This is a genomic window from Timonella sp. A28 (assembly GCF_051200815.1).
Classification (GTDB): Bacteria; Actinomycetota; Actinomycetes; order Actinomycetales; family Cellulomonadaceae; genus Timonella.
This window is the reverse complement of record NZ_CP195159.1, coordinates 1427127-1446371: the sequence shown is the minus strand read 5'-3', so window position 1 is coordinate 1446371 and position 19245 is coordinate 1427127. Positions and strand designations below refer to the sequence as shown.

The following is a 19245-nucleotide window of genomic DNA, read 5'->3' as shown; positions in this document are numbered from 1 at the left end:
TGGGATGTCTCTACAAGGCGGGGTGGTTTCTTCTATGTAGTCGAAACCACCCCCGGACCGTATTGGGAAAACTAGATGTAGCGCAGTGGGTTGAACTCGGCGATTGGGATGATGCGTACTCGTGGGAGGATCGTGTTGAATGCTCCTACCGCGTCTTCGAGGTCATAGAACACGAGACCTTTTTCTTCGAGCGCAGCCATGTGTGCATTAACGAACTCGCGGAAGCAGAGCAGTCCAACACGTCGTCCTGAATCAAGGAGAGCTTCAATTTGCGGGATGAAGTCTCCGTCATGACTTGCAAGTAAGACGTCACCTTCCGTGTCGGCAATTGCTTCCAAAGTGCGCTGAATACCCATATCAACAACTTTTTCGTGCGGTGCACCAGAAAGCGGGATAGGTCGGTAACTCATCGCAAGAAGCGCTTGCACAAATGCCATAGGCATTTGACCCGAAGACGCATTTAAGAAGAACAGCGAGTTGACTGATTGCCCCCATACTTCGGAAGCAAACTCTGCAATGCGGTCCCAGCGGGGACGTTCGTCAGGGTTTGGTCGGTGTCCGAGTACATTGAGACCTAAAGTGGCATCAATGTTTTCACCATCAACAAGTAAAAAAGTGCGGCGGCCCGACCGCGTGGTATCTAAAGACATACTCTTAACTGTATTGCGGTATCTGGAAAATAGCGGGACTTTTGAACAACAACGCGTCGTGAAAGGGCACACTATTTTTTCCACAGGGAAATATATGGTGTTTTACCTAATTTAACGAATTAAGTTTCACTAGAGAGCCTTTGTTACTTCAGCGGCATCTGGGCTTTACGCAGGTTAAATCAGATAGGCGACTTTTACACGTCTTCTGCATCTGTGATGGTGTACGCATACCCTTGTTCTGCAAGGAAACGTTGCCGATGAGCAGCGAACTCTTGATCCACGGTGTCCCGCGTAACCACAGTATAAAAATGTGCGGTACGGCCGTCTTGTTTTGGCCGCATGACTCGCCCTAAACGCTGTGCCTCTTCTTGGCGAGACCCAAAGGACCCCGACACCTGAATAGCCACGGACGCCTCGGGAAGATCAATCGAAAAGTTAGCTACTTTTGACACCACAAGCGTCGAGATATCACCTACCCGAAACGCATCGTAGAGTCGTTGGCGTTCCTTTACGCTTGTTTGACCAGTAATAACATCTGCTTGCAAAGAAGCTGCGAGCTCATCAAGCTGGTCAAGATACTGGCCAATAATCAACGTTGGCTCCCCTTGATGCTTCTTTACAAGGTTTAAGACGACATCTACTTTTCCGGGCGCACACGCAGCAAGCCGATACTTATCTTCGGGCTCAGCGGTTGCATATGTCATACGGTCAGCATCAGAAAGCGTCAGACGCACTTCGCAGCAATCAGCAGGCGCAATATACCCTTGCGCTTCAATATCTTTCCACGGCGCATCAAAACGTTTAGGGCCAATAAGCGAAAACACTTCGTCTTCACGCCCATCTTCACGCACCAAAGTTGCCGTGAGTCCGAGTCGCCGTCGGGCCTGTAGATCTGCTGTCATACGGAAAATCGGGGCAGGAAGGAGATGCACTTCGTCATAGATGATGAGTCCCCAGTCGCGTGCATCCAGCAATTCAAGGTGTGTGTATACGCCTTTACGACGAGTCGTTAACACTTGATATGTGGCGATCGTGATCGGTCGAACTTCTTTGCGCGTCCCAGAATATTCACCGATTTCGTCCTCAGTGAGGCTGGTACGACGAAGAAGTTCATCGCGCCACTGACGTGCTGACACAGAGTTCGTGACAAGGATTAACGTAGTCGTCCCAGATTTAGCCATCGCAGCAGCACCAACAATGGTTTTTCCTGCACCGCACGGCAACACAACAACACCTGAGCCGCCTGCCCAAAAGTTCTCCACCGCATGGTTTTGGTAGGGGCGCATGCTCCACGGAGTGTCACCCCGAGAAGGGTCAGTACCAGACAAAGTAATCGGATGTTTTTCACCATCGACATATCCGGCGAGGTCTTCCGCAGGCCACCCCAACTTAATGAGCGCCTGTTTGAGGTTTCCTCGCTCTGACCGGTGAACCGCCACCGTATCGTCATCAATGCGGTCCCCAACAAGACCTTTAGTGCGTTGAGATTTCAACACCTCAGCCAAGACGGCTCGGTCCGTTGAAGTCAGCACAAGCCCATGCGAAGGATGCGACAGCAATTGCAGCCTGCCATAACGCGACATGGTCTCTGCAATGTCAACAAGCAAAGCATGCGGTACAGGGTAGCGAGAATACATAATGAGGACGTTGACAACAGTTTCAGCATCAAACCCTGCCGCCCGAGCGTTCCACAACCCTAATGGAGTGAGCCGGTAAGTGTGTATGTGCTCTGGGGCTCGCTCCAATTCGGCGAATGGTGCGATTGCGCGGCGAGCCGACTCAAACTGTTCATGATCGACTTCCAACAAAAGCGACTTATCGCTTTGAACAATCAGTGGACCGTTCGGCATAACGAATCTCCTTGAAATGGAAGTGGACGGGAACATACAACCAAAAACATGTGCACACAACTAGTGTGACGACGACACACGCGTCACCGACGCAATGCGGTGAATCGCGACAGTAAGTTCAGACTCTCGCTCTGGATCAAGAGCACGCAAACGACCAGACTCATACCGTAAAGGCTTAAGTACCCGATGCATCAGAGCGCCACGGGCATCAGCCAACGCAACAGACACCAAGGCGCCATCAGAAATAGCCTCACGCAACGTCAAAACACTCAATGATGGTTCGTCGTCAGCAACGGGCGACGGAGACGCAGACCTACTATCGGAAGACGATCGAGAAGACGGGAAAGCCGCAGTGCCCGACGTAGAAACTTCAGGCACCTCAGCCGCACGCAATTCACGTACTACCTCAACAAAATGCTGGGTAGGCTGCGTACTCATCCCACGCTTCGTAGAAGAAAAACCTGCCTGAATGAGTGCTTCTTCTCCAGCGAAAGACCGTGCCACACCAGCATACGAATCAACAGCAGCACGAAGCTCACGAGTAAGAATCCGCACTTTTGGGCTCTGCCGATCAGCCGTAATCAAAGCACCATCGGGTCCTTCAACGGCCGGAGCAAACCCCGCCTCGCGGAGCATCGTGAGCACCTGAGAGATAGGAGCACTAGACCCCAACACTGTTGGTGCAAGCTCAAACAAACCCAAAGAAGCAAACGCCGGAACAGAAAGGATCGCCGCACATGTAGCCTCATCGGCTGTCCGCACATAACTGGCGAGAGCCCCAACACGAATAACACCATGACGGCGCTCAGTATCACGAATCAAATACATGAGCGGCTGCGGCAACGGAGTCACTGAATACGTTGATAACTCGTCAGTAAGTTCCTGCGCGCTATAACCATTATCAAAAGCATGCGTAATAGATTCAGGGGTAAACCGCACAGTAACTGCACCACCGCGCGACTCTACAGTTGCACACTCCTCAAGTAGCGAATCCAACAGTGCACTCGGACGACCCGGCACCATGCCAGTCAAATCACCTTGAATAAATATTTCACTCACAGGATCAGGCAAAGCCGCAGTCAAAGCATCATGTAAAGGCAGCGAATCAGCGCCAGGCAACAACGCGCCACTACCTGTGACACCCAGCAACGCAGCCTCAAACAATAATCCCGCAACAGCATCAGGACGTTGCACAGCACGAGGCGCATGCCACGCAAGTTCTTGACTGACCAGATCCTCAGAAAACGCCATCAACGGATGACGCTTAAGCAACGCAATAATGCTGCCCCGCAGGCGAGGAACCCACGCCTCATGCATATCGGGATGCAAAGCGTTAATCGTCGCCGATTTTTCATCTAACTGCCCAGTACGCCACGGCTGCCGCTGCGAAGCCAACCAGCCCTGCACCAGCACAGACCAGCGCCCCGGAACATCCAACTGCAACCAATCATCAGCAAGATCAGTAGGCGCAAAATCTTTACCCACAGCATCAGCAGCACGCACCAAACGAGCAGCATACGCAAACTCACACACACGCACAGCAACATCCAAAGACACATCAAGCTCGTTTGCTACCCGCTTGAGTTCACGCACAGGCAAACCACCATTGCGTAAGCGCGCCGCAGGCTCCAACTCCCACAACGAAATCAACTCGGTAACAAGCCGCACAATATTTTGAGCCGCTCCAGCAGCCTCAACCTTCACGACCTCTTCGTCAAGAAACTCCACAACAGCATCAGCAGGAGGAACACTCAAACCTACGTGAGTGCGGTTCCCCCGCAACGCAAACGCGGTCTGACGAGGCACATATACATGCGTGGAATCCAACAACTCAACATAATGATTGAGCAGTAACCAACGCAGCGCCTCATGTGTCGGAGAAAACTCTGCATGAGGGCGCGTAGACAACAAATGAGACGGGACACGCGCAACCGGAGGGCCCCACACAATCGTGTCCAACACGTCCGCCGCATGAGACGGTGCAGTAGAGGGCAATGGATCACACGCAACACGATTATGCGAAAGCGGTCCAAACCCAGCAACAAAACCAGAAAAAGCATCCTCAAGGCCAGGCGCTAACCGAAACACACTGTCGTCTTGCCACAACAAAGCGCTCGCGACGAGTACACGGATGTCTTCGTCGAGCAGGTTCTGTTCCGATGACGATGAGGTTGTACCCAGAATGGACTGGCTGATTGCCTCATGCGTGGCCGGTATGTCCAAAGACGTCAACACCACGACTGCTTCTAGGCATTCGATGGTTCGTGTGTTGAGGGTAGAGAGCGCACGTTGTTGGCTGCTGGCATTACAGGCACGTGCTGCTAGAGATACAAGATGTCCCGGTGACGGTGATGCTAAATCGGGGCGAAGCGTAAAGAGCATGACCAGTGCTTCGTCGTCTCGTTCGCGTAGTGCATCAGTAAAAGTGGCCATCTCACCTATTTTACTCGTGAGGATTTTTATATGTGTGGGTTTCGCTGTGAGGCAACCTGCGAGTATTAATTGTTCAAAGAAAACTTTCGGCAGGTATCCTGTAGGTTGCTAGAACTTTATTCGTGGTGGTCATACTGGTTGAACCGCCACACTGTCCCAACGAGTACACGAGGTTAAAGTGCCTACCGGTAAGGTCAAATTTTTTGACGCAGAGCGAGGGTTTGGTTTCATCGCGACAGATGATGGCGACCAGATCTTTTTGCATGCTTCTGCGCTCCCTGAGGGCTCGCCAGCACCTAAACAGGGAACCCGTGTTGAGTTTGGTGTAGCTGACGGACGTAAAGGCCCTCAGGCTTTGTCTGTTCGCTTCATCGATCCACTTCCTTCTGTTGCTCGTGCGCAGCGTAAACCTGCTGATGAGATGGCAGTCGTTGTTGAAGACGTTATTAAATTGCTTGATGCTGTGGGTAACCAGTTGCGTCATGGTCGTTACCCTGACAAGCAATCTGCTGCTAAGACTGCGAGTGTTTTGCGCGCTGTCGCAGATGCGATTGAGGCTTAATAATTTATGAATGATGTCAGCGTTACAGCGTCTAAGGGCGTACGGGCTAAGTATGATTCGGTGCTTGGTGGTGCCGTTGACTTAGCGCGTGCAGCGGCATTGGACGAGGCCGATAATGTTCGCGATGTTGGCGAACATGTTGGGTCGTATATGTTGGCTGACAGGTTTATGGCGCATGAGTTTGTGTGCACGATGCGCGGCTATGTTGGTTGGCGTTGGACGGTAACACTTGCGCGGGTGCCACGTGGGCGTGTCGCAACCGTGTGTGAAGTGTCGTTGTTGCCTTCTCCTGAAGCGATTTTGGCTCCGGCATGGCTGCCGTGGGAACAGCGCTTGCAACCTGGTGATCTCGGGCCCGGGGATGTTCTTCCCTTTAAAGAAGATGACCCGCGTCTTGTTGAGGGCTATGTTGCTTCAGGTAATGAAGACGAAGACGCTGTCGCTATTGGGGAACTTGCATTAGCGCGCGCTCGAATCTTGTCTCAGACTGGTCGTGACGAAACAGCAAAACGGTGGTTTGAAGGTAGTCAGGGGCCGCGGTCTGCTGGTTCTCTTCAAGCTGCCGCGTCGTGCGGTTCCTGTGGTTTCTTTGTTCCTTTGCAGGGCGCCCTTGGGCAGGTTTTTGGTGTGTGCACGAATGAGTGGTCTGAGGACGACGGGAAAGTCGTCGCTTTTGGCCATGGTTGTGGTGCACATTCGCAAACTGATGTGCCACATCGTGCTTCTGAGTGGCCTGACAACAACCCAATCATTGATGAAGTCTCTATTGAGCAGGTTTCTGCTGACGAGATTGCTTCAGTAGAGCCCGTATCAGAGTCAGCCTCAGAGCCTGCTTCTGAACGTGATGCTGTCGATGAAGTGTCTGAAGAATCCGATGCACAGACTCCTCGCGAGCAGCGTACCGCGCGTGAGGTCGCTGGTGAATGGGTGATTACGCCTGAAAGTATTGCCGCTGATTTGGCGGGGGAGCCGTCGGTTCCAGTTGATGCGACTCCAGTGGACGTGACGTTGGAAGGTATTGCTGCTTCTTTAGGTGAAGTGGTGGCTCCTTCGAAGAAAGCGAAGAATGCGCGCCGTTCTCGTAAGGGCAAGCCGCGTAAAGCAACGAAAACTGAATCGGTAACTGAACCTTCTGAGGGTGTTCCTTCCGTTAAGGAATCCGGAGAAAGTGCCGGGTCGGAAGGGTCGCCGTTAGCTTTGGAATTGCCGCAGGCAAAGACGCCTCAGGAGGCTCGTCCACGTGAGGACGTTCTTTCTGATTTAGATCGAATCGCACAGTCTTTGCCGCAGCGTTCGGACGATTAAGTGCGTTAATGTGGGAGCCGCTCTGCTGTGTGCAGGGCGGTTTTTACGCGTGACATTAATTACTTTCCAGTCGGAAGGCATCAGTTCCGATTGGTAGTTAAACGCTTGCCTTACGTTATTTGTCTTTTTTACAACAAAGAAGACGTGAATATAGAGCGAGACAAGGTTAAATCTTTGCGGATATTTGGTGCACAATATGCTCATGGCGAACACTGAATCCGTAACGGAAACCAAGGGTAAACCCAAAAACATCCTTGATACATATTTCAAAATTACAGAACGAGGATCAACAGTCGGACGCGAGATCCGCGGTGGCTTAGTCACGTTCTTCGCGATGTGCTACATCATCATCTTGAACCCACTTATCCTCGGGTTTACTCCAGACTCCCAAGGCGCATACCTCGGAGCCGAACTAGCAACAGGTGACCCAACTGCAGCGGGTGCCGGTATTCCACTTATCGCGGCAGCAACCTCACTTATTGCAGCGATTATGTCCATTGCAATGGGTGCTATCGCAAACTACCCAATCGCAATTGCTGCTGGCTTAGGGCTGAACGCACTCATCGCGTACACAGTTGTAAAAATGCCGGGAATGACGTGGGCAGACGGCATGGGCCTCGTTGTCCTCGAAGGTCTCGTCATCCTCGTTCTTGTTCTTACTGGGTTCCGTACCGCAGTGTTCCGGGCTGTTCCAGCAGGCCTTAAAACCGCAATTTCAGTGGGTATCGGTCTCTTTATTGCCTTCATCGGTCTTGTTAACGCTGGTTTTGTCACCACACCAGCAATGTTCGACTACATTCCCGGAAACCAACCTGGAACGCCTGTAAAGCTTGGTACCAGCGGCTCAATTGACACGCTTCCAATGCTGGTATTCGTCTTAGGTCTTGTCGCCATCGTGCTATTGACCGCACGTAAGGTTAAAGGAGCGATGCTCTGGTCGATCTTGGGTGCAACCGTGCTTGCTGTTGTACTGGAAAAGACTCTTTCCATCGGTGCAAAAAACCAAGGAACAGGTGCCGCAGACAACCCAGACGGTTGGAGCCTAAACGCCCCAACTCTGCCAGAGCAGTGGCTGCAAATGCCAGACTTTTCCCTCATCGGTAACTTCTCGCTCTTCGGTGCCTTTGGAAAAATTGGAATCCTCGCAGTAATTCTGATTGTCTTCTCGCTTCTTCTTGCGGACTTCTTCGACACCATGGGAACGATGGTTGCCGTTGGTGCAGAAGCTGACCTCCTTGACGAGGAAGGTAACCCACCAAACACAACTAAGATCCTTGTGATCGACTCACTTGCCGCCGTTGCTGGTGGAGCAGGATCTGTCTCATCAAACACCGCATTCATTGAATCTGCGTCAGGTGTTGGTGAAGGTGCTCGTACCGGTCTTGCCCCTATCGTTACGGGTATTGCCTTCTTGCTTTCCACATTCCTTGCGCCTGTTGTCGCGCTTGTGCCAAATGAAGCAGCAACCCCAGCTCTTGTCTTTGTTGGTTTCTTGATGATGACCCAAGTAACTGGCGTGAAATGGAATGACTTTGAGATTGCACTTCCTGCATTCCTCACCATCATCATCATGCCGTTCACATACTCCATCACTGACGGTATTGGTGCTGGATTCTTGTTCTGGACTGCTATCAAGGCTGTGCGTGGCAAACACAAGGAAGTGCACCCACTTATGTGGATCGTTGCACTGATCTTCATCGTGTACTTTGTGCTCGGCCCAATCCAAGATGCGTTGAACGTTTAATACGCTCATAACGGTGGGGGCCGCCTAGTTTAGGCGGCCCCCACCGTTTTTCTGCCAGGATGTTTGTGCAGAGTTAGCCACAAAGCCACGTGCCTGTCACGCTAGGCAAGGCCTCGTTCATATTCGCTGGCGTAAGATCGATGCGTGGCTAGGCAAACGATGTACCGACTTTCAAACCCTTTGCACGATTACGCATGGGGTTCGTCTGAAGCCATCTTCACGCACTTTAGCTGGCCCCCCACAGGCCGGCCCGCAGCAGAATTATGGCTTGGTGCACACAGCGCCTCGCCAAGTCTTGCCCAAGCAAATGATGTGCTTCCCGACGCGTGGCCTGACGCATTGGCCCTTCCAGAGACCTTGCCGAGTCATATGTCAGGGGTTCCATTAGGCGAACTTATTAAATCCGACCCGCACTTTATGCTTGGCGAAAACACGGAATCTGAGTTTGGCCCTCGTCTGCCATATTTGTTGAAAGTGCTGGCAGCCGATCAACCTTTATCGTTGCAAGTGCACCCTAAACCGCACATTGCACGTGCAGGCTTTGCCCGCGAAAACCTCTTAGGTGTACCGCTTACTTCGCCGGATCGTACCTATAAAGATGACCAACACAAGCCAGAAATGATCTTGGCACTCACGCCTTTTGAAGGGTTGTGTGGGTTCCGTCGACCACAGCGAATTATTAACCTTCTGGACGATGTTGCTGGTCAAACCGTGCAACGGATGCGAGAACTACTGCTTGCGCAACCTAACTATCGTGGTGTGGAGCAAGCATTCAGTCATGCATTAGCGTTGCGGGGCACTGACTGTGTGCGAGAGCTCGCTGAGACTCGTGAATCAATACAAAAAATAGTTGATGAACGTGTGGCATTAGGGGAAAGGGTTTCTCGCGGGTACCGAACGGCCCTTGAACTGTTTGCTCGGTATCCGGAAGACCCGGGTGCACTGGTTTCGCTCATGTTGAACCGCTTTTCTTTGGAGCCAGGGCAAGCTGTTTTTCTTCAGTCTGGGCAAGTGCACGCATACTTGCACGGGCTGGGCGTGGAAATCATGGCGAGTTCTGACAATGTTTTGCGTGCAGGGTTGACTCCTAAAAAAGTTGATATACCCGAGTTGCTGGTGTGCACTGATTTTGCGCCGGCTCCGCCCATGCGTCCTGCTTTACGTGCTGGCACGGGCGGCCTCACGGAGTACAGGCCGGGGATCGCTGAGTTTTCGCTGATGTATGGCGCGGTAGAGCAAAGCGCGTTAGTGCCTCACGCCGGCCCACGCATTGTTATGTGCTTGTCAGGATCGCTAGAAGTCACTTCGCCACTAGGGCCGCTAGGTAAGTTGACTGCGGGACAGTCTGCTTTTGTGCCACACGCTATGGGACACATTGGGCTACACGGCTCCGGGAATGTTGTGGTTGCTTTCGTTCCATAAAACGAATTCTTCACACGCTATAAATCCTCGTACTGCAAAGGTGCGAGGATTTTTTGCTGCACAATGTGGCCGACAACAACTTCTTACTCTATGTAATTACTTAAAGTAATGAGTTAAAGTAAAGATGTGAGTCAACCACAATCCTGCCGACCCGCCACACTCGCCGGAGAAATACGCGTCGCAACAAACAGAATCGTTCGACGACTCCGCACAACCCGAGGGCAAGCAGACCTCCCCGAACACCAATTCGTTGTACTCACAGCACTAAAAAAATACGGGCCAATGACACCGGGCGCACTCGCAGAACTCGAAGGCGTGCGACCGCCGTCCATGACCCGCACAATAAACACCCTCGTCGAAACAGGCTTCGCCACAAAAGTTGGAAACGACCTCGATAAACGACAAGTCACAGTCGAACTCACCGAAGCCGGACACAACGAAATCAAAGAAACTCGACGACGACGAGACGCCTGGCTAACCAGACAACTAGGCACTCTCACCCCTCAAGAACGAGCCTTGCTATTAGAAGCAAGCGACATACTCAAAAGGATTGCCGGTCAATAACGAATGAGTCCCACCTTTGCCTCGCTGAAGTACTACAACTATCGAATCTGGTTTGCCGCAGCACTCGTCGCAAACATCGGTACATGGATGCAGCGCATAGCCCAAGACTGGCTTGTGCTTACCCAACTCACCGAAAACTCAGGTACAGCAGTAGGCATCGTTACAGGACTGCAATTCCTGCCCGTCCTGTTCTTTTCAGCATGGGCAGGCGTGCTCGCCGACCGGCTTAACCGGCGAACACTGCTCATGGTCACCCAAGGACTCATGGGCCTCCTCGCACTTGGGCTCGGGATACTCACCCTCACCAACCTTGTACAACTGTGGCACGTCTACCTCTTCGCATTCCTGCTGGGCACAGTCGCAGCCTTCGATAACCCCGCCCGGCAAATGTTCGTCTCAGAACTCGTACCAGCCGACCGACTCCCAAACGCGGTAGGACTCAACTCGGCTTCCTTCAACGCGGCACGACTCATCGGCCCCGGACTATCAGGCCTACTCATCGCAGTAGTCGGCACCGGATGGTCCTTCATTTTCAACGGCCTCAGCTTTGCCGTAACCATCTGGGCAATGTCGCGCATGCGCGTCAGAGAACTCAACAAAATGCCCAAAGTCCCACGAGCAAAAGGCCAAATTAGAGAAGGCATACGATACGTACGACATCGCAGCGACATCATCGTCATCATGATCGTCGTCTCAGTTATTTCGACCTTTGGGCTCAACTTCCAACTCACCTCAGCCGTTATGGCAACGGAAGAATTCGGAAAAGGGTCAGGCGAATACGGAATACTCGGCTCGATATTAGCCATAGGGTCGCTGTCCGGCGCTCTCATGGCAGCACGGCGACGAAAACCACGAGTCCGCCTCGTCATCGGCTCCGCATTTGCCTTCGGTATCGCATCCGGCCTTATGGCGCTTATGCCCACCTATCTAACCTACGCATTAATGTCCATACCAGTGGGCTTCGCCTCGCTCACAATGATGACCGCAGCAAACGCTGCTATCCAAACATCCGTAGAACCCGAAATACGCGGACGAGTCATGGCGCTCTACCTCATCGTCTTTGTTGGGGCAACACCAGTAGGGGCACCCGTCGTAGGGTGGATTGCTGAACAGTTCGGTCCACGTTGGGGCATCGGAATCGGATCAATAACAGCGATCGCAGTAGCCGCATGGGCCGCGCTATGGACACGTAAACAGTGGAACTATCACGTCAGCTACGACCTGTGGCACCGTCCCCGCATCACAATTTCCTACGATCGTGACACCCAAGGCGAACTAACAGCAGTAGCGCGAGTCGAAGACGGCCCACAACTCACCAAAACACAACGCCTAGAAGTGGCAGACAGACTAACCGTGCAAAACGCGTCGCACAGCAAATAACGAAAAGGTGGTGCGCTCGCCGTTCAACGCGGCAAGCACACCACCTCATCACTCGTTAAAGCGAATGATCAATAACGTAATCAATGCACGCGGTGAGCGCGTGCACGTCAGTAGGCTCAACTGACGGATACATGGCGATACGCAATTGGTTGCGGCCAAGGCTGCGATAAGGGTCGACATCAACGATCCCATTTGCGCGTAACACGCGAGACAACGCAGGTGCATCAATATGATCTGCGAAGTCGATTGTGCCAACCACATTCGACCGATGTGCTGGGTCAGCAACAAATGCGGACGTGAAATCGCGCGACTCAGCCCACTGATAGAGATACTGTGCAGATTGAGCGGTTCGTTGCGCAACCCAATCTAAACCACCGTTTTCGTTCATCCAGTCAATTTGCTCTGCCATGAGAATCAAAGAAGCGATTGCTGGCGTGTTGTAAGTCTGGTTGAGACGAGAATTCGTTACAGCAGTGCGCAACGAAAGGAAATCTGGAATCCAACGCCCAGACTCGGCGATTTCTTCAATGCGAGCAATCGCCTTTGGCGACATGATTGCAATCCACAGGCCACCATCTGAAGAGAATGACTTTTGCGGCGCAAAGTAATAGACATCCGTCTGGGACACATCGACTGCCAAGCCACCAGCAGCAGAAGTTCCATCAACGAGGATAAGTGCATCGTCGTTTTCGCTGCCCTCAATGCGAGTCACAGGAGCGAAAGCTCCGGTTGATGTCTCATTGTGTGGCCACGCATAGACGTCTGCGCCCGCGGTGTAACGGGGAATCCCTGCTGTTCCTACGGGGTACTCGTAGATTGTTGACTCTGCAAGGAAAGGCGCTTTGTTCGTGGCCTTCGCAAATTTTGCACCGAACTCACCAAAAGTTGCGTGCGCGGCATGAGCGCGCACCAAACTGAACGCTGCAGCATCCCAAAAAGCAGTAGATCCACCATTGCCTAAAACGACTTCGTAGCCTTCAGGCAGTGAGAATAATTGAGAGATACCAGTTTGTACACGCTTGACGAGATCTTTGACAGGGGCTTGGCGGTGAGAAGTGCCAAGGAGTTGAGCGCCGTCCGTGCACAACGCTTCAATTTGTTCAGAACGAACTTTTGCTGGGCCGCTACCGAACCGGCCGTCACTAGGCAATATTTCAAGGGGGATGTTGAGCGCTACATCGATCACGATGATTACTTTATCCCTAAAACGTGACGGATCAGGGCCGTGCCCAACATACAGATTGTCAGATTGCCGTGGCATGCTTAATACAGAACAAAAACTCGTGGCGCGGAGGCCGAAGTGAGCGATTTAATCGACACCACCGAAATGTACTTGCGTACCATTTATGAACTGAGCGAAGAAGGCATCGTGCCACTTCGAGCTCGTATCGCCGAGCGGCTCGGACATTCTGGTCCAACCGTTTCTCAAACAGTAGCCAGAATGGAACGCGACGGTCTGTTAGTGGTGAGTGGAGACCGCCATCTCGAACTCACCGAAACCGGCCACGCTAAAGCTATGCGCGTCATGCGTAAACACAGGCTCGCGGAACGTCTTTTGACGGACGTTATTGGCTTGGAATGGGAATTTGTACACGACGAAGCATGCCGTTGGGAACACGTCATGAGTGACCGTGTAGAAAAGCGCATCCTTGCTTTACTCAATCACCCCACCCAATCGCCATACGGTAACCCAATACCAGGCCTTCAAGAACTTGGCGCACAAACGCCAGAAGAAGGTTTCCTCGATGGCGTTGTGTCTCTTGCTGAACTTGGCCACACTTTGGGTGACGAATCACGGGCTGTAACAGTTGCTCGTCTGGGTGAACCGCTGCAAACAGACATCGAATTACTTGCGCGTCTTGCAGAAGGTGGAGTCGTCCCAGGTGAATCGTTGACGATCACTGCGCCAGACACCGCCACAGTCTCTGTAGGGCGTGTCGACGCAGACATCGTGTTGGATCTTCCAGAAGAAGTTACACGTCACATTTTTGTTAATGCCTAACTCCTGACGTGCGATTACACCCTCACTCAAGTTAATGGGTAGAGCGAACCACAACTTTGCGAAAACTAGGTATTTGACTGAGGGTGACAATCGCCAGTAGATCACGATAGAGTTACAGTGCTTCTTCAGAAATAACCCTTTGAAGAAGTGTTCATGCGGAACGCCAAGCCCTGTCACCGCGTGGAGCCTGGACCAAACTGATGACAGGGGCGGGGGAACCACCTTCGGTTGTAAGACCAACCTTGGGGTGAAGCCCTTAAAACGTAATGTGCACACATTGCGCTGCAAGGGCCGAGTACTCTCTCCACTCGAACCCGACAGCTTACTTCGCAGGCGTCTGGAGAATCTCGTGTCAAACACTGTTTATCGCGCGCGTCATCGCGAGCAGCGCAATGCGCTTGCCCCCTTGGCAGCACTTGCGGCTTCAGCGACTTCAAACGTTGCTCAAGTAAGCCGCCGTTCAGCAGTAGTGGCAATCTCATCGGGTCTAGTAGTTGGACTCGCGAGTGCAGGACCAGCCGCTGCTGATACCCAAACTGATGCAGCTGGAGCCAAGAGTGTAGACGCTACAGCTCTAGGTTCAGGCGTGGAAACACTCCTGAACGCTGCACCTACTGTCACCATTGCCGCTGATGCAGGCTGGACCAAAGAATCTTCAAAGATCAAGGTCACTCCTGCACCAGAGCCAGAAATCGTCCGTGAAACACCTCGCGCAGCATCCCGCACCGCGGAACGCACAGCGATTAGCTCGGACACCGTTACAGCAACTTCCTCAACTGCTTCAACAACAACTGCGACAAAGTCGACCAAGTCGTCTGTGCCACAGTCTGTTAACGGAAACGCTGTACTGGAAATCGCTTCACGCTATGTAGGCGTTCCATATGTATCTGGTGGTACAACACCTAACGGTTTCGACTGCTCAGGTTTCACCTCATACGTTTACGCTCAGCTTGGAATTTCACTTCCACGTACGTCAGGTGCTCAAAAAGCTGCTGGAACAATCGTTCCACGCTCAGAAGCACGTGCCGGAGACCTTATCTGGACTCCAGGTCACATCTCGATTTACGCTGGTGGCGGCAAGCAAATCGATGCTCCACGTCCTGGAAAGACCATCCAGTTCCGTAGCATCTGGCAGTCAAACCCAACGTTTATTCGTTTGGGTTAAACTTCCAAACTTTACTTAAAACGTGTGGCACTCCTGTAATGGGGTGCCACACGTTTTTTGTGTGTCTGACAGTGTTTTCACGGGTAGACTGACCTGTTATGAGTGGTTTACCTGCAAAGATGCGTGATGATGAGATTGAGAGTGTTCGTAAGGTTCGGGCTGCTCTTGTGTTAGCGCAGTTGGATTATCGTCGTGAGATTGCTGCGTTGAGTCAGCGTGGGTATGACATGCGTGATATTGCCCGTGCGGTTGGGGTTCCCGGGTATAAGTTCGCTGAAACTGTGCGGGTTGCACAGGAGACTGCTCCTATTCCTGAAGGGTTTTCTGGGGCGTCGGTTCGTGAGATTTGCCAGCGTTATTTCCTTGGGCAGATTACTCAAGAACAAGTCATTCATGAACTCACAACGTGGGACTACGCCATCCCAGAACCACGAGAACTCGGATACTACGAAGAATATCCACCGTTTTTGCCTAACTCTCTTGATGAAATAGGCAAAGCGTTCGATGACGGCTTTTTAGACGGAGAAACGCACGATTACATCATCAAGACAATGCCAGCCGAATATTAAAAACGACTAAGCTTCAACCGGGCAAAGACCATCGTGATGCAGGGCTTTCTATGTGTGGAAAAGTCCAGCGGGTGGGTTTTCGTAAGGTAGAGGTTCCCCACGGCGGCATTGATTTTTAGGATCGTTAGGATCAGCTGCAGCAAAGGGCCCTTCGGGATTCATTAAAACTGACATGTGGTAGTCGGCGTGATCGCGATACCACACGCTCATACCTATTATCGTGTCGAGTCGTAAATGCTCCCATGTGCGCCATAACGCTTCTAACCGAACAACGGCTTCGCCATATTTCCACCATTGAGCGGCCCAAACCTTGTTGCGGCCATTTATGGGCCGTTGATACTGGTGGCGTAAATATTCACGCACAAAGTCATCCACTGACTTGTAGAAGAAAGTGCTGTCGAAGTTTGAGGAATTGGTGTGTGATTCTTCTACTTCTAGTAAATCGAAATCGTCGTAATCCATGTCAGACTCCATCGTGCATCAAAACTTTGCGTATCGGTTTAAATTGAAATGTTTAGCAAAAGTCCGTGAAACGGCATTGAGGTATACCAGAGAATAATAAGCCCTTAACCCAGTAGGCGAACTATGGGCGATTATTTTGGTGTAACTAAAAAGGAGTGCAGTGCTCGTGGCCACTACCAATACGGCTCAAACGCGGTAAGGTTTTAGTAAGCAATTTGCTATCACTTTGCAAAATGTTGTTCCGTTGGAGGTTCACATGACTGAAAAGCATTCGATCCTTGTAGGCGTAGATGGTTCACTTGCGTCTCTGCACGCGCTTGATTGGGCAATTGCCTTGGCGCGCAAGAACGGATCAACGATCACCATAGCGTGTTCCTATTCGCTACCGACTTTTGCTGCCGCTTCTTTAGACGGTGGCTATGCAGCTCTTGACGACTCGACAATTCAAGAAGGCGCACGCCTAGTCTTAGAAAATGCTGCTCAGCGCGTTAAAGCTGCTGGAATTGAAGTCACCGCGCAGATCGCATCAGGTGACCCTGCCGGCGCTTTAGTGGAATTATCGGCACACCACGATGTTGTGGCCGTAGGTACGCGGGGACGCTCGGGGTTCACTGAAAGGCTTTTAGGAACAGTCTCGTCGGCATTACCAGCGCATGCAAAATGCCCGGTTGTTGTTGTTCCAGGACGAGGCTTGAAAGAAGAAGAGCCACTCCCCGAGATTAAAGATGTGAAACGGGTGGTTGTTGGCGTTGATGGGTCGTCGTCAGCCCAAGGTGCTTTGCACACCGCCGTAACGTACGCGAAGATTTGGGGAGCGGAACTCGTTGCAGTAGCAGGTGTCCCTGTAACAAATGGTGCAGGAATTTTGTCGTGGCTGCCAGCAACGGTTGATCATGAGCAAGTGCTGAAAGACGTCGCTATCGGACTAGACATGATCATTGACGCTGTTGAAGACGAAAACGATGGAATGAAAATCCGCCGAATCGTGCTTGACGGAACAGGGTCAGAACTTCTTACCGAGTTCTCTCAGGCTGCTGATCTTCTTGTTGTCGGCTCGCGTGGACGAGGCGGATTCGCGGGGCTGCTTCTTGGCTCAACTAGCCAAGCTGTTCTGCATCACTCGAAGTGTCCTGTGCTCGTCGTCAATAAGCAGTGTGAAGGCGGACACGACATATTTACTTCGCCAAGCCGCCTTAACCAAAACACCGAAAACTGAAACTTTTTAGTGCGCAGATTCTATTAGGTGATCGAACGAAGCAGCATCCTCTTCACCGTTTTTGGTGATTGCGAAAACTGGTGTAGCGAATTCAATCGGTGCAGGACCAAACGCTTTGGTCGTTTGGTGCACGACAGTGTGAGCGAGTGCTCGCCCGCCTGCAATGCCAACAACAGCACCGATACCGAACGGAATCATGCGTCCAACGGTCGCACCCGCATGCTTCACAAAGTATCGTTTTGCGAAGCGTGAGGACAGTACTGAGTTCACTTGCTTGATCGTTGATTTGGGTAGGGACGTCATGATCGTTGTACCCCACTGAGTGACAGGTTTAGCTGTTACACCGGTGAGTGATTGTGCGCCTGACTCGCCAAGTACAGACGACAACACGAGGGCTTTGCGGCGTTCGGGGTCGTCACTGCGAACTTCGTGTACTTCTGCAACTGCGAGTGAATAAATGCTTGCTGCGGAAAGGAACACCGCTAAATCTGCTGCGGACAAAACAAGCGCAGTTGTTGTGCCGATACCTGGGAAAGCAGCAGTCGCACCGACAGCGCCTCCAGTACTTTGCAGAAAAGCAGTGAATTGTTTGGACAAGATTGTAATGATCTCGTCGGGTGAAGCATGTGGGTTTTTTGCCCGTACAGCGTTGACATGTGCACGGATTTTTTCTTCAGGGATCGCTGTGGCGCGAGCTAACGCTGAGTCAACTCGGGTGCGAATGTTGAGCGCTGGACTCATCGGAACTCCTTTTCCCATGTAACGGCACTATCGAATTTGAGAGTACACCGGAACTAGGACAGACACAGAAAACTACGCAAGACATTCACTTCATAAAAAAGACTAGTCAAGCGTGTAACTTTGGGTTAGTCTGTACTACTACATTGTTGAAACACACGCTACCGCGTTACACCCCACGCATTGACGCACGTGTGCAGCACACCGCGAACAACACTCGATCCGCCTCCGACTGCGCCGGAAGCTGCCCGGTAGCCGCACAACTGTAACGAGTAGTTCACCTACCGATAATGTGCCTGCATTAACCTCACAACAGGCACGATAAGTTACAGAGCTTCAAAGAAACAACATGTACTACCACGTAACACTATGCGTGTTACCCGCTATACAAAGAAAGGACTACACATGACTGCTTTACTGCAAAGACCAGTACTAGTGGATGTTCATGGAATTGAACACCGCTACGGTTGCACAATGCCAGGTTCCACATTGGAATTTGGGCGCAACCAAGGCTTCATGATTCGTCGTTGCACAGAATGTGGTGCAACCCGATACAGCACGGCAAGCTGAAGTGGTGAAGGGCTGCCCTTCACCAACAGCGCCTAAACCAAAGGGCCCGTAACACGAATAGTGATACGGGCCCTTCACTATAGGTTTAGGCTTCTGGCGTTACAAGAGTGATTGGGGCGCCCGCAATAATTGTTCGTCCCACGGTGCATTGTGAGTCGACAGTGCGTTCAACAAGTTTGAGTAGTCGTTCACGAACCTCAGGTCCAAGAGAAGACATATCAACGACGAGTTTCTCTTCGATGGATTCGTAGCGATTTTCTGCATCGTTTTTTACGGAGGACACATGCACTTGTCCTTCATAATCGTCGCCGACTCGTCGTGCGAGTGCCCTGTCTGTGACGAGACCCGTGCAAGCAGCTGCGGCCAGCTTCATGATTTCGCCGGGTGTAAAGGTGCCTTCAACCCCTGCTCCCGCGAAGTTAACGGTGGCGCCGCGGTCGTTGTGCCCTACATATTCACGAGGTCCAACGCGTTCCACCCATAGTGCGTCTACTGGCGGGTTGTCTGTGGAAAGAAAATCTTGGGACATAGGCCTATTGTTTCATTGACGTCAAGCAAGATCGCTGAGTGTTCAATGCATGGCTAGGCGTAGTTCGGTATGAGGGGTCCAGTG

Annotated in this window: 18 protein-coding genes and 1 riboswitch; of the genes, 11 read left to right on the top strand and 7 right to left on the bottom strand. The window is 51.9% G+C overall.

The genetic code is table 11. The features are described 5' to 3' along the window. Positions 1–71 precede the first annotated feature (71 nt). The 3 genes from ACR9EC_RS06735 to ACR9EC_RS06725 form a co-directional block, all read right to left on the bottom strand. Positions 72–650 carry an NYN domain-containing protein gene (locus ACR9EC_RS06735; protein WP_435298477.1) on the bottom strand — a complete coding sequence of 193 codons (579 nt, stop codon included), beginning with the start codon at positions 648–650 and terminating at the stop codon, positions 72–74. A 194-nt stretch (positions 651–844) separates the two neighbouring features. Beyond that, positions 845–2500, bottom strand: a complete 1656-nt coding sequence (locus ACR9EC_RS06730) for a DNA repair helicase XPB (protein WP_435298476.1) — start codon at positions 2498–2500, stop codon at positions 845–847. Between the two features lie 60 nt (positions 2501–2560). Further along, positions 2561–4933 (bottom strand): helicase-associated domain-containing protein, encoded by a 2373-nt coding sequence (locus tag ACR9EC_RS06725; RefSeq protein WP_435298475.1) that lies wholly within the window; start codon positions 4931–4933, stop codon positions 2561–2563. A 178-nt stretch (positions 4934–5111) separates the two neighbouring features. Here ACR9EC_RS06725 and ACR9EC_RS06720 point away from each other — a divergent pair, with 178 nt between their 5' ends. From ACR9EC_RS06720 to ACR9EC_RS06695, 6 genes are all read left to right on the top strand, one after another. Continuing rightward, positions 5112–5495 (top strand): cold-shock protein, encoded by a 384-nt coding sequence (locus ACR9EC_RS06720; RefSeq protein WP_435298474.1) that lies wholly within the window; start codon positions 5112–5114, stop codon positions 5493–5495. 6 nt (positions 5496–5501) lie between these two features. Further along, complete coding sequence (locus tag ACR9EC_RS06715) at positions 5502–6800, top strand: DUF3027 domain-containing protein (protein WP_435298473.1); 1299 nt, start codon at positions 5502–5504, stop codon at positions 6798–6800. Positions 6801–7002: 202 nt separating this feature from the next. Beyond that, the gene (locus ACR9EC_RS06710) at positions 7003–8544 is read left to right on the top strand and encodes an NCS2 family permease (RefSeq protein WP_435298472.1); all 1542 of its coding nucleotides are present in this window, start codon (positions 7003–7005) and stop codon (positions 8542–8544) included. A 144-nt stretch (positions 8545–8688) separates the two neighbouring features. After that, on the top strand, positions 8689–9966 hold the full coding sequence (gene manA, locus ACR9EC_RS06705) for a mannose-6-phosphate isomerase, class I (RefSeq protein ID WP_435298471.1): 1278 nt from the start codon (positions 8689–8691) through the stop codon (positions 9964–9966). A 126-nt stretch (positions 9967–10092) separates the two neighbouring features. Further along, positions 10093–10530, top strand: a complete 438-nt coding sequence (locus ACR9EC_RS06700) for a MarR family winged helix-turn-helix transcriptional regulator (RefSeq protein WP_435298470.1) — start codon at positions 10093–10095, stop codon at positions 10528–10530. A gap of 3 nt (positions 10531–10533) precedes the next feature. Continuing rightward, a complete protein-coding gene (locus tag ACR9EC_RS06695; protein WP_435298469.1) occupies positions 10534–11910 on the top strand; it encodes an MFS transporter in 1377 nt (458 codons plus the stop codon). A 55-nt stretch (positions 11911–11965) separates the two neighbouring features. On the opposite strand, the gene serC is transcribed toward ACR9EC_RS06695, so the two are convergent. Beyond that, on the bottom strand, positions 11966–13096 hold the full coding sequence (serC, locus tag ACR9EC_RS06690; RefSeq protein ID WP_435300624.1) for a phosphoserine transaminase: 1131 nt from the start codon (positions 13094–13096) through the stop codon (positions 11966–11968). Between the two features lie 114 nt (positions 13097–13210). Between serC and ACR9EC_RS06685 the strand changes: the two genes are divergently transcribed. The 3 genes from ACR9EC_RS06685 (at position 13211) to ACR9EC_RS06675 (ending at position 15646) form a co-directional block, all read left to right on the top strand. Next, a complete protein-coding gene (locus ACR9EC_RS06685) occupies positions 13211–13912 on the top strand; it encodes a metal-dependent transcriptional regulator (RefSeq protein ID WP_435298468.1) in 702 nt (233 codons plus the stop codon). 174 nt (positions 13913–14086) lie between these two features. Then, positions 14087–14262: riboswitch (cyclic di-AMP (ydaO/yuaA leader) on the top strand. Continuing rightward, positions 14262–15077 (top strand): C40 family peptidase, encoded by an 816-nt coding sequence (locus ACR9EC_RS06680; RefSeq protein WP_435298467.1) that lies wholly within the window; start codon positions 14262–14264, stop codon positions 15075–15077. Its footprint overlaps the riboswitch before it by 1 nt. Before the next feature lie 98 nt (positions 15078–15175). Then, on the top strand, positions 15176–15646 hold the full coding sequence (locus ACR9EC_RS06675; RefSeq protein ID WP_435298466.1) for a hypothetical protein: 471 nt from the start codon (positions 15176–15178) through the stop codon (positions 15644–15646). Between the two features lie 48 nt (positions 15647–15694). Here ACR9EC_RS06675 and ACR9EC_RS06670 read toward each other — a convergent pair whose 3' ends face one another. Further along, complete coding sequence (locus ACR9EC_RS06670) at positions 15695–16108, bottom strand: DUF4913 domain-containing protein (RefSeq protein WP_435298465.1); 414 nt, start codon at positions 16106–16108, stop codon at positions 15695–15697. 256 nt (positions 16109–16364) lie between these two features. Here ACR9EC_RS06670 and ACR9EC_RS06665 point away from each other — a divergent pair, with 256 nt between their 5' ends. Then, a complete protein-coding gene (locus ACR9EC_RS06665) occupies positions 16365–17324 on the top strand; it encodes a universal stress protein (protein WP_435298464.1) in 960 nt (319 codons plus the stop codon). Between the two features lie 6 nt (positions 17325–17330). Here ACR9EC_RS06665 and ACR9EC_RS06660 read toward each other — a convergent pair whose 3' ends face one another. After that, entirely contained in the window at positions 17331–18065 is a 735-nt protein-coding gene (locus ACR9EC_RS06660) for a hypothetical protein (protein ID WP_435298463.1), read from the bottom strand. A gap of 402 nt (positions 18066–18467) precedes the next feature. On the opposite strand from ACR9EC_RS06660, the gene ACR9EC_RS06655 reads away from it, so the two are divergent. After that, on the top strand, positions 18468–18632 hold the full coding sequence (locus tag ACR9EC_RS06655; protein ID WP_435298462.1) for a hypothetical protein: 165 nt from the start codon (positions 18468–18470) through the stop codon (positions 18630–18632). A gap of 85 nt (positions 18633–18717) precedes the next feature. Here the strand turns inward: ACR9EC_RS06655 and ACR9EC_RS06650 are convergent, their stop codons facing one another. Then, positions 18718–19161, bottom strand: coding sequence for an OsmC family protein (locus ACR9EC_RS06650; RefSeq protein WP_435298461.1), 444 nt, complete (start codon positions 19159–19161; stop codon positions 18718–18720). Positions 19162–19245 lie beyond the last annotated feature (84 nt).

Coding starts and splice junctions, on each gene's coding strand:
- ACR9EC_RS06735 (WP_435298477.1), bottom strand. CDS start 650: ATGTCTTTAGATACCACGCGGTCGGGCCGCCGCACTTTTTTACTTGTT.
- ACR9EC_RS06730 (WP_435298476.1), bottom strand. CDS start 2,500: ATGCCGAACGGTCCACTGATTGTTCAAAGCGATAAGTCGCTTTTGTTG.
- ACR9EC_RS06725 (WP_435298475.1), bottom strand. CDS start 4,933: ATGGCCACTTTTACTGATGCACTACGCGAACGAGACGACGAAGCACTG.
- ACR9EC_RS06715 (WP_435298473.1), top strand. CDS start 5,502: ATGAATGATGTCAGCGTTACAGCGTCTAAGGGCGTACGGGCTAAGTAT.
- ACR9EC_RS06710 (WP_435298472.1), top strand. CDS start 7,003: ATGGCGAACACTGAATCCGTAACGGAAACCAAGGGTAAACCCAAAAAC.
- ACR9EC_RS06695 (WP_435298469.1), top strand. CDS start 10,534: ATGAGTCCCACCTTTGCCTCGCTGAAGTACTACAACTATCGAATCTGG.
- ACR9EC_RS06675 (WP_435298466.1), top strand. CDS start 15,176: ATGAGTGGTTTACCTGCAAAGATGCGTGATGATGAGATTGAGAGTGTT.
- ACR9EC_RS06670 (WP_435298465.1), bottom strand. CDS start 16,108: ATGGATTACGACGATTTCGATTTACTAGAAGTAGAAGAATCACACACC.
- ACR9EC_RS06665 (WP_435298464.1), top strand. CDS start 16,365: ATGACTGAAAAGCATTCGATCCTTGTAGGCGTAGATGGTTCACTTGCG.
- ACR9EC_RS06660 (WP_435298463.1), bottom strand. CDS start 18,065: ATGAGTCCAGCGCTCAACATTCGCACCCGAGTTGACTCAGCGTTAGCT.
- ACR9EC_RS06655 (WP_435298462.1), top strand. CDS start 18,468: ATGACTGCTTTACTGCAAAGACCAGTACTAGTGGATGTTCATGGAATT.
- ACR9EC_RS06650 (WP_435298461.1), bottom strand. CDS start 19,161: ATGTCCCAAGATTTTCTTTCCACAGACAACCCGCCAGTAGACGCACTA.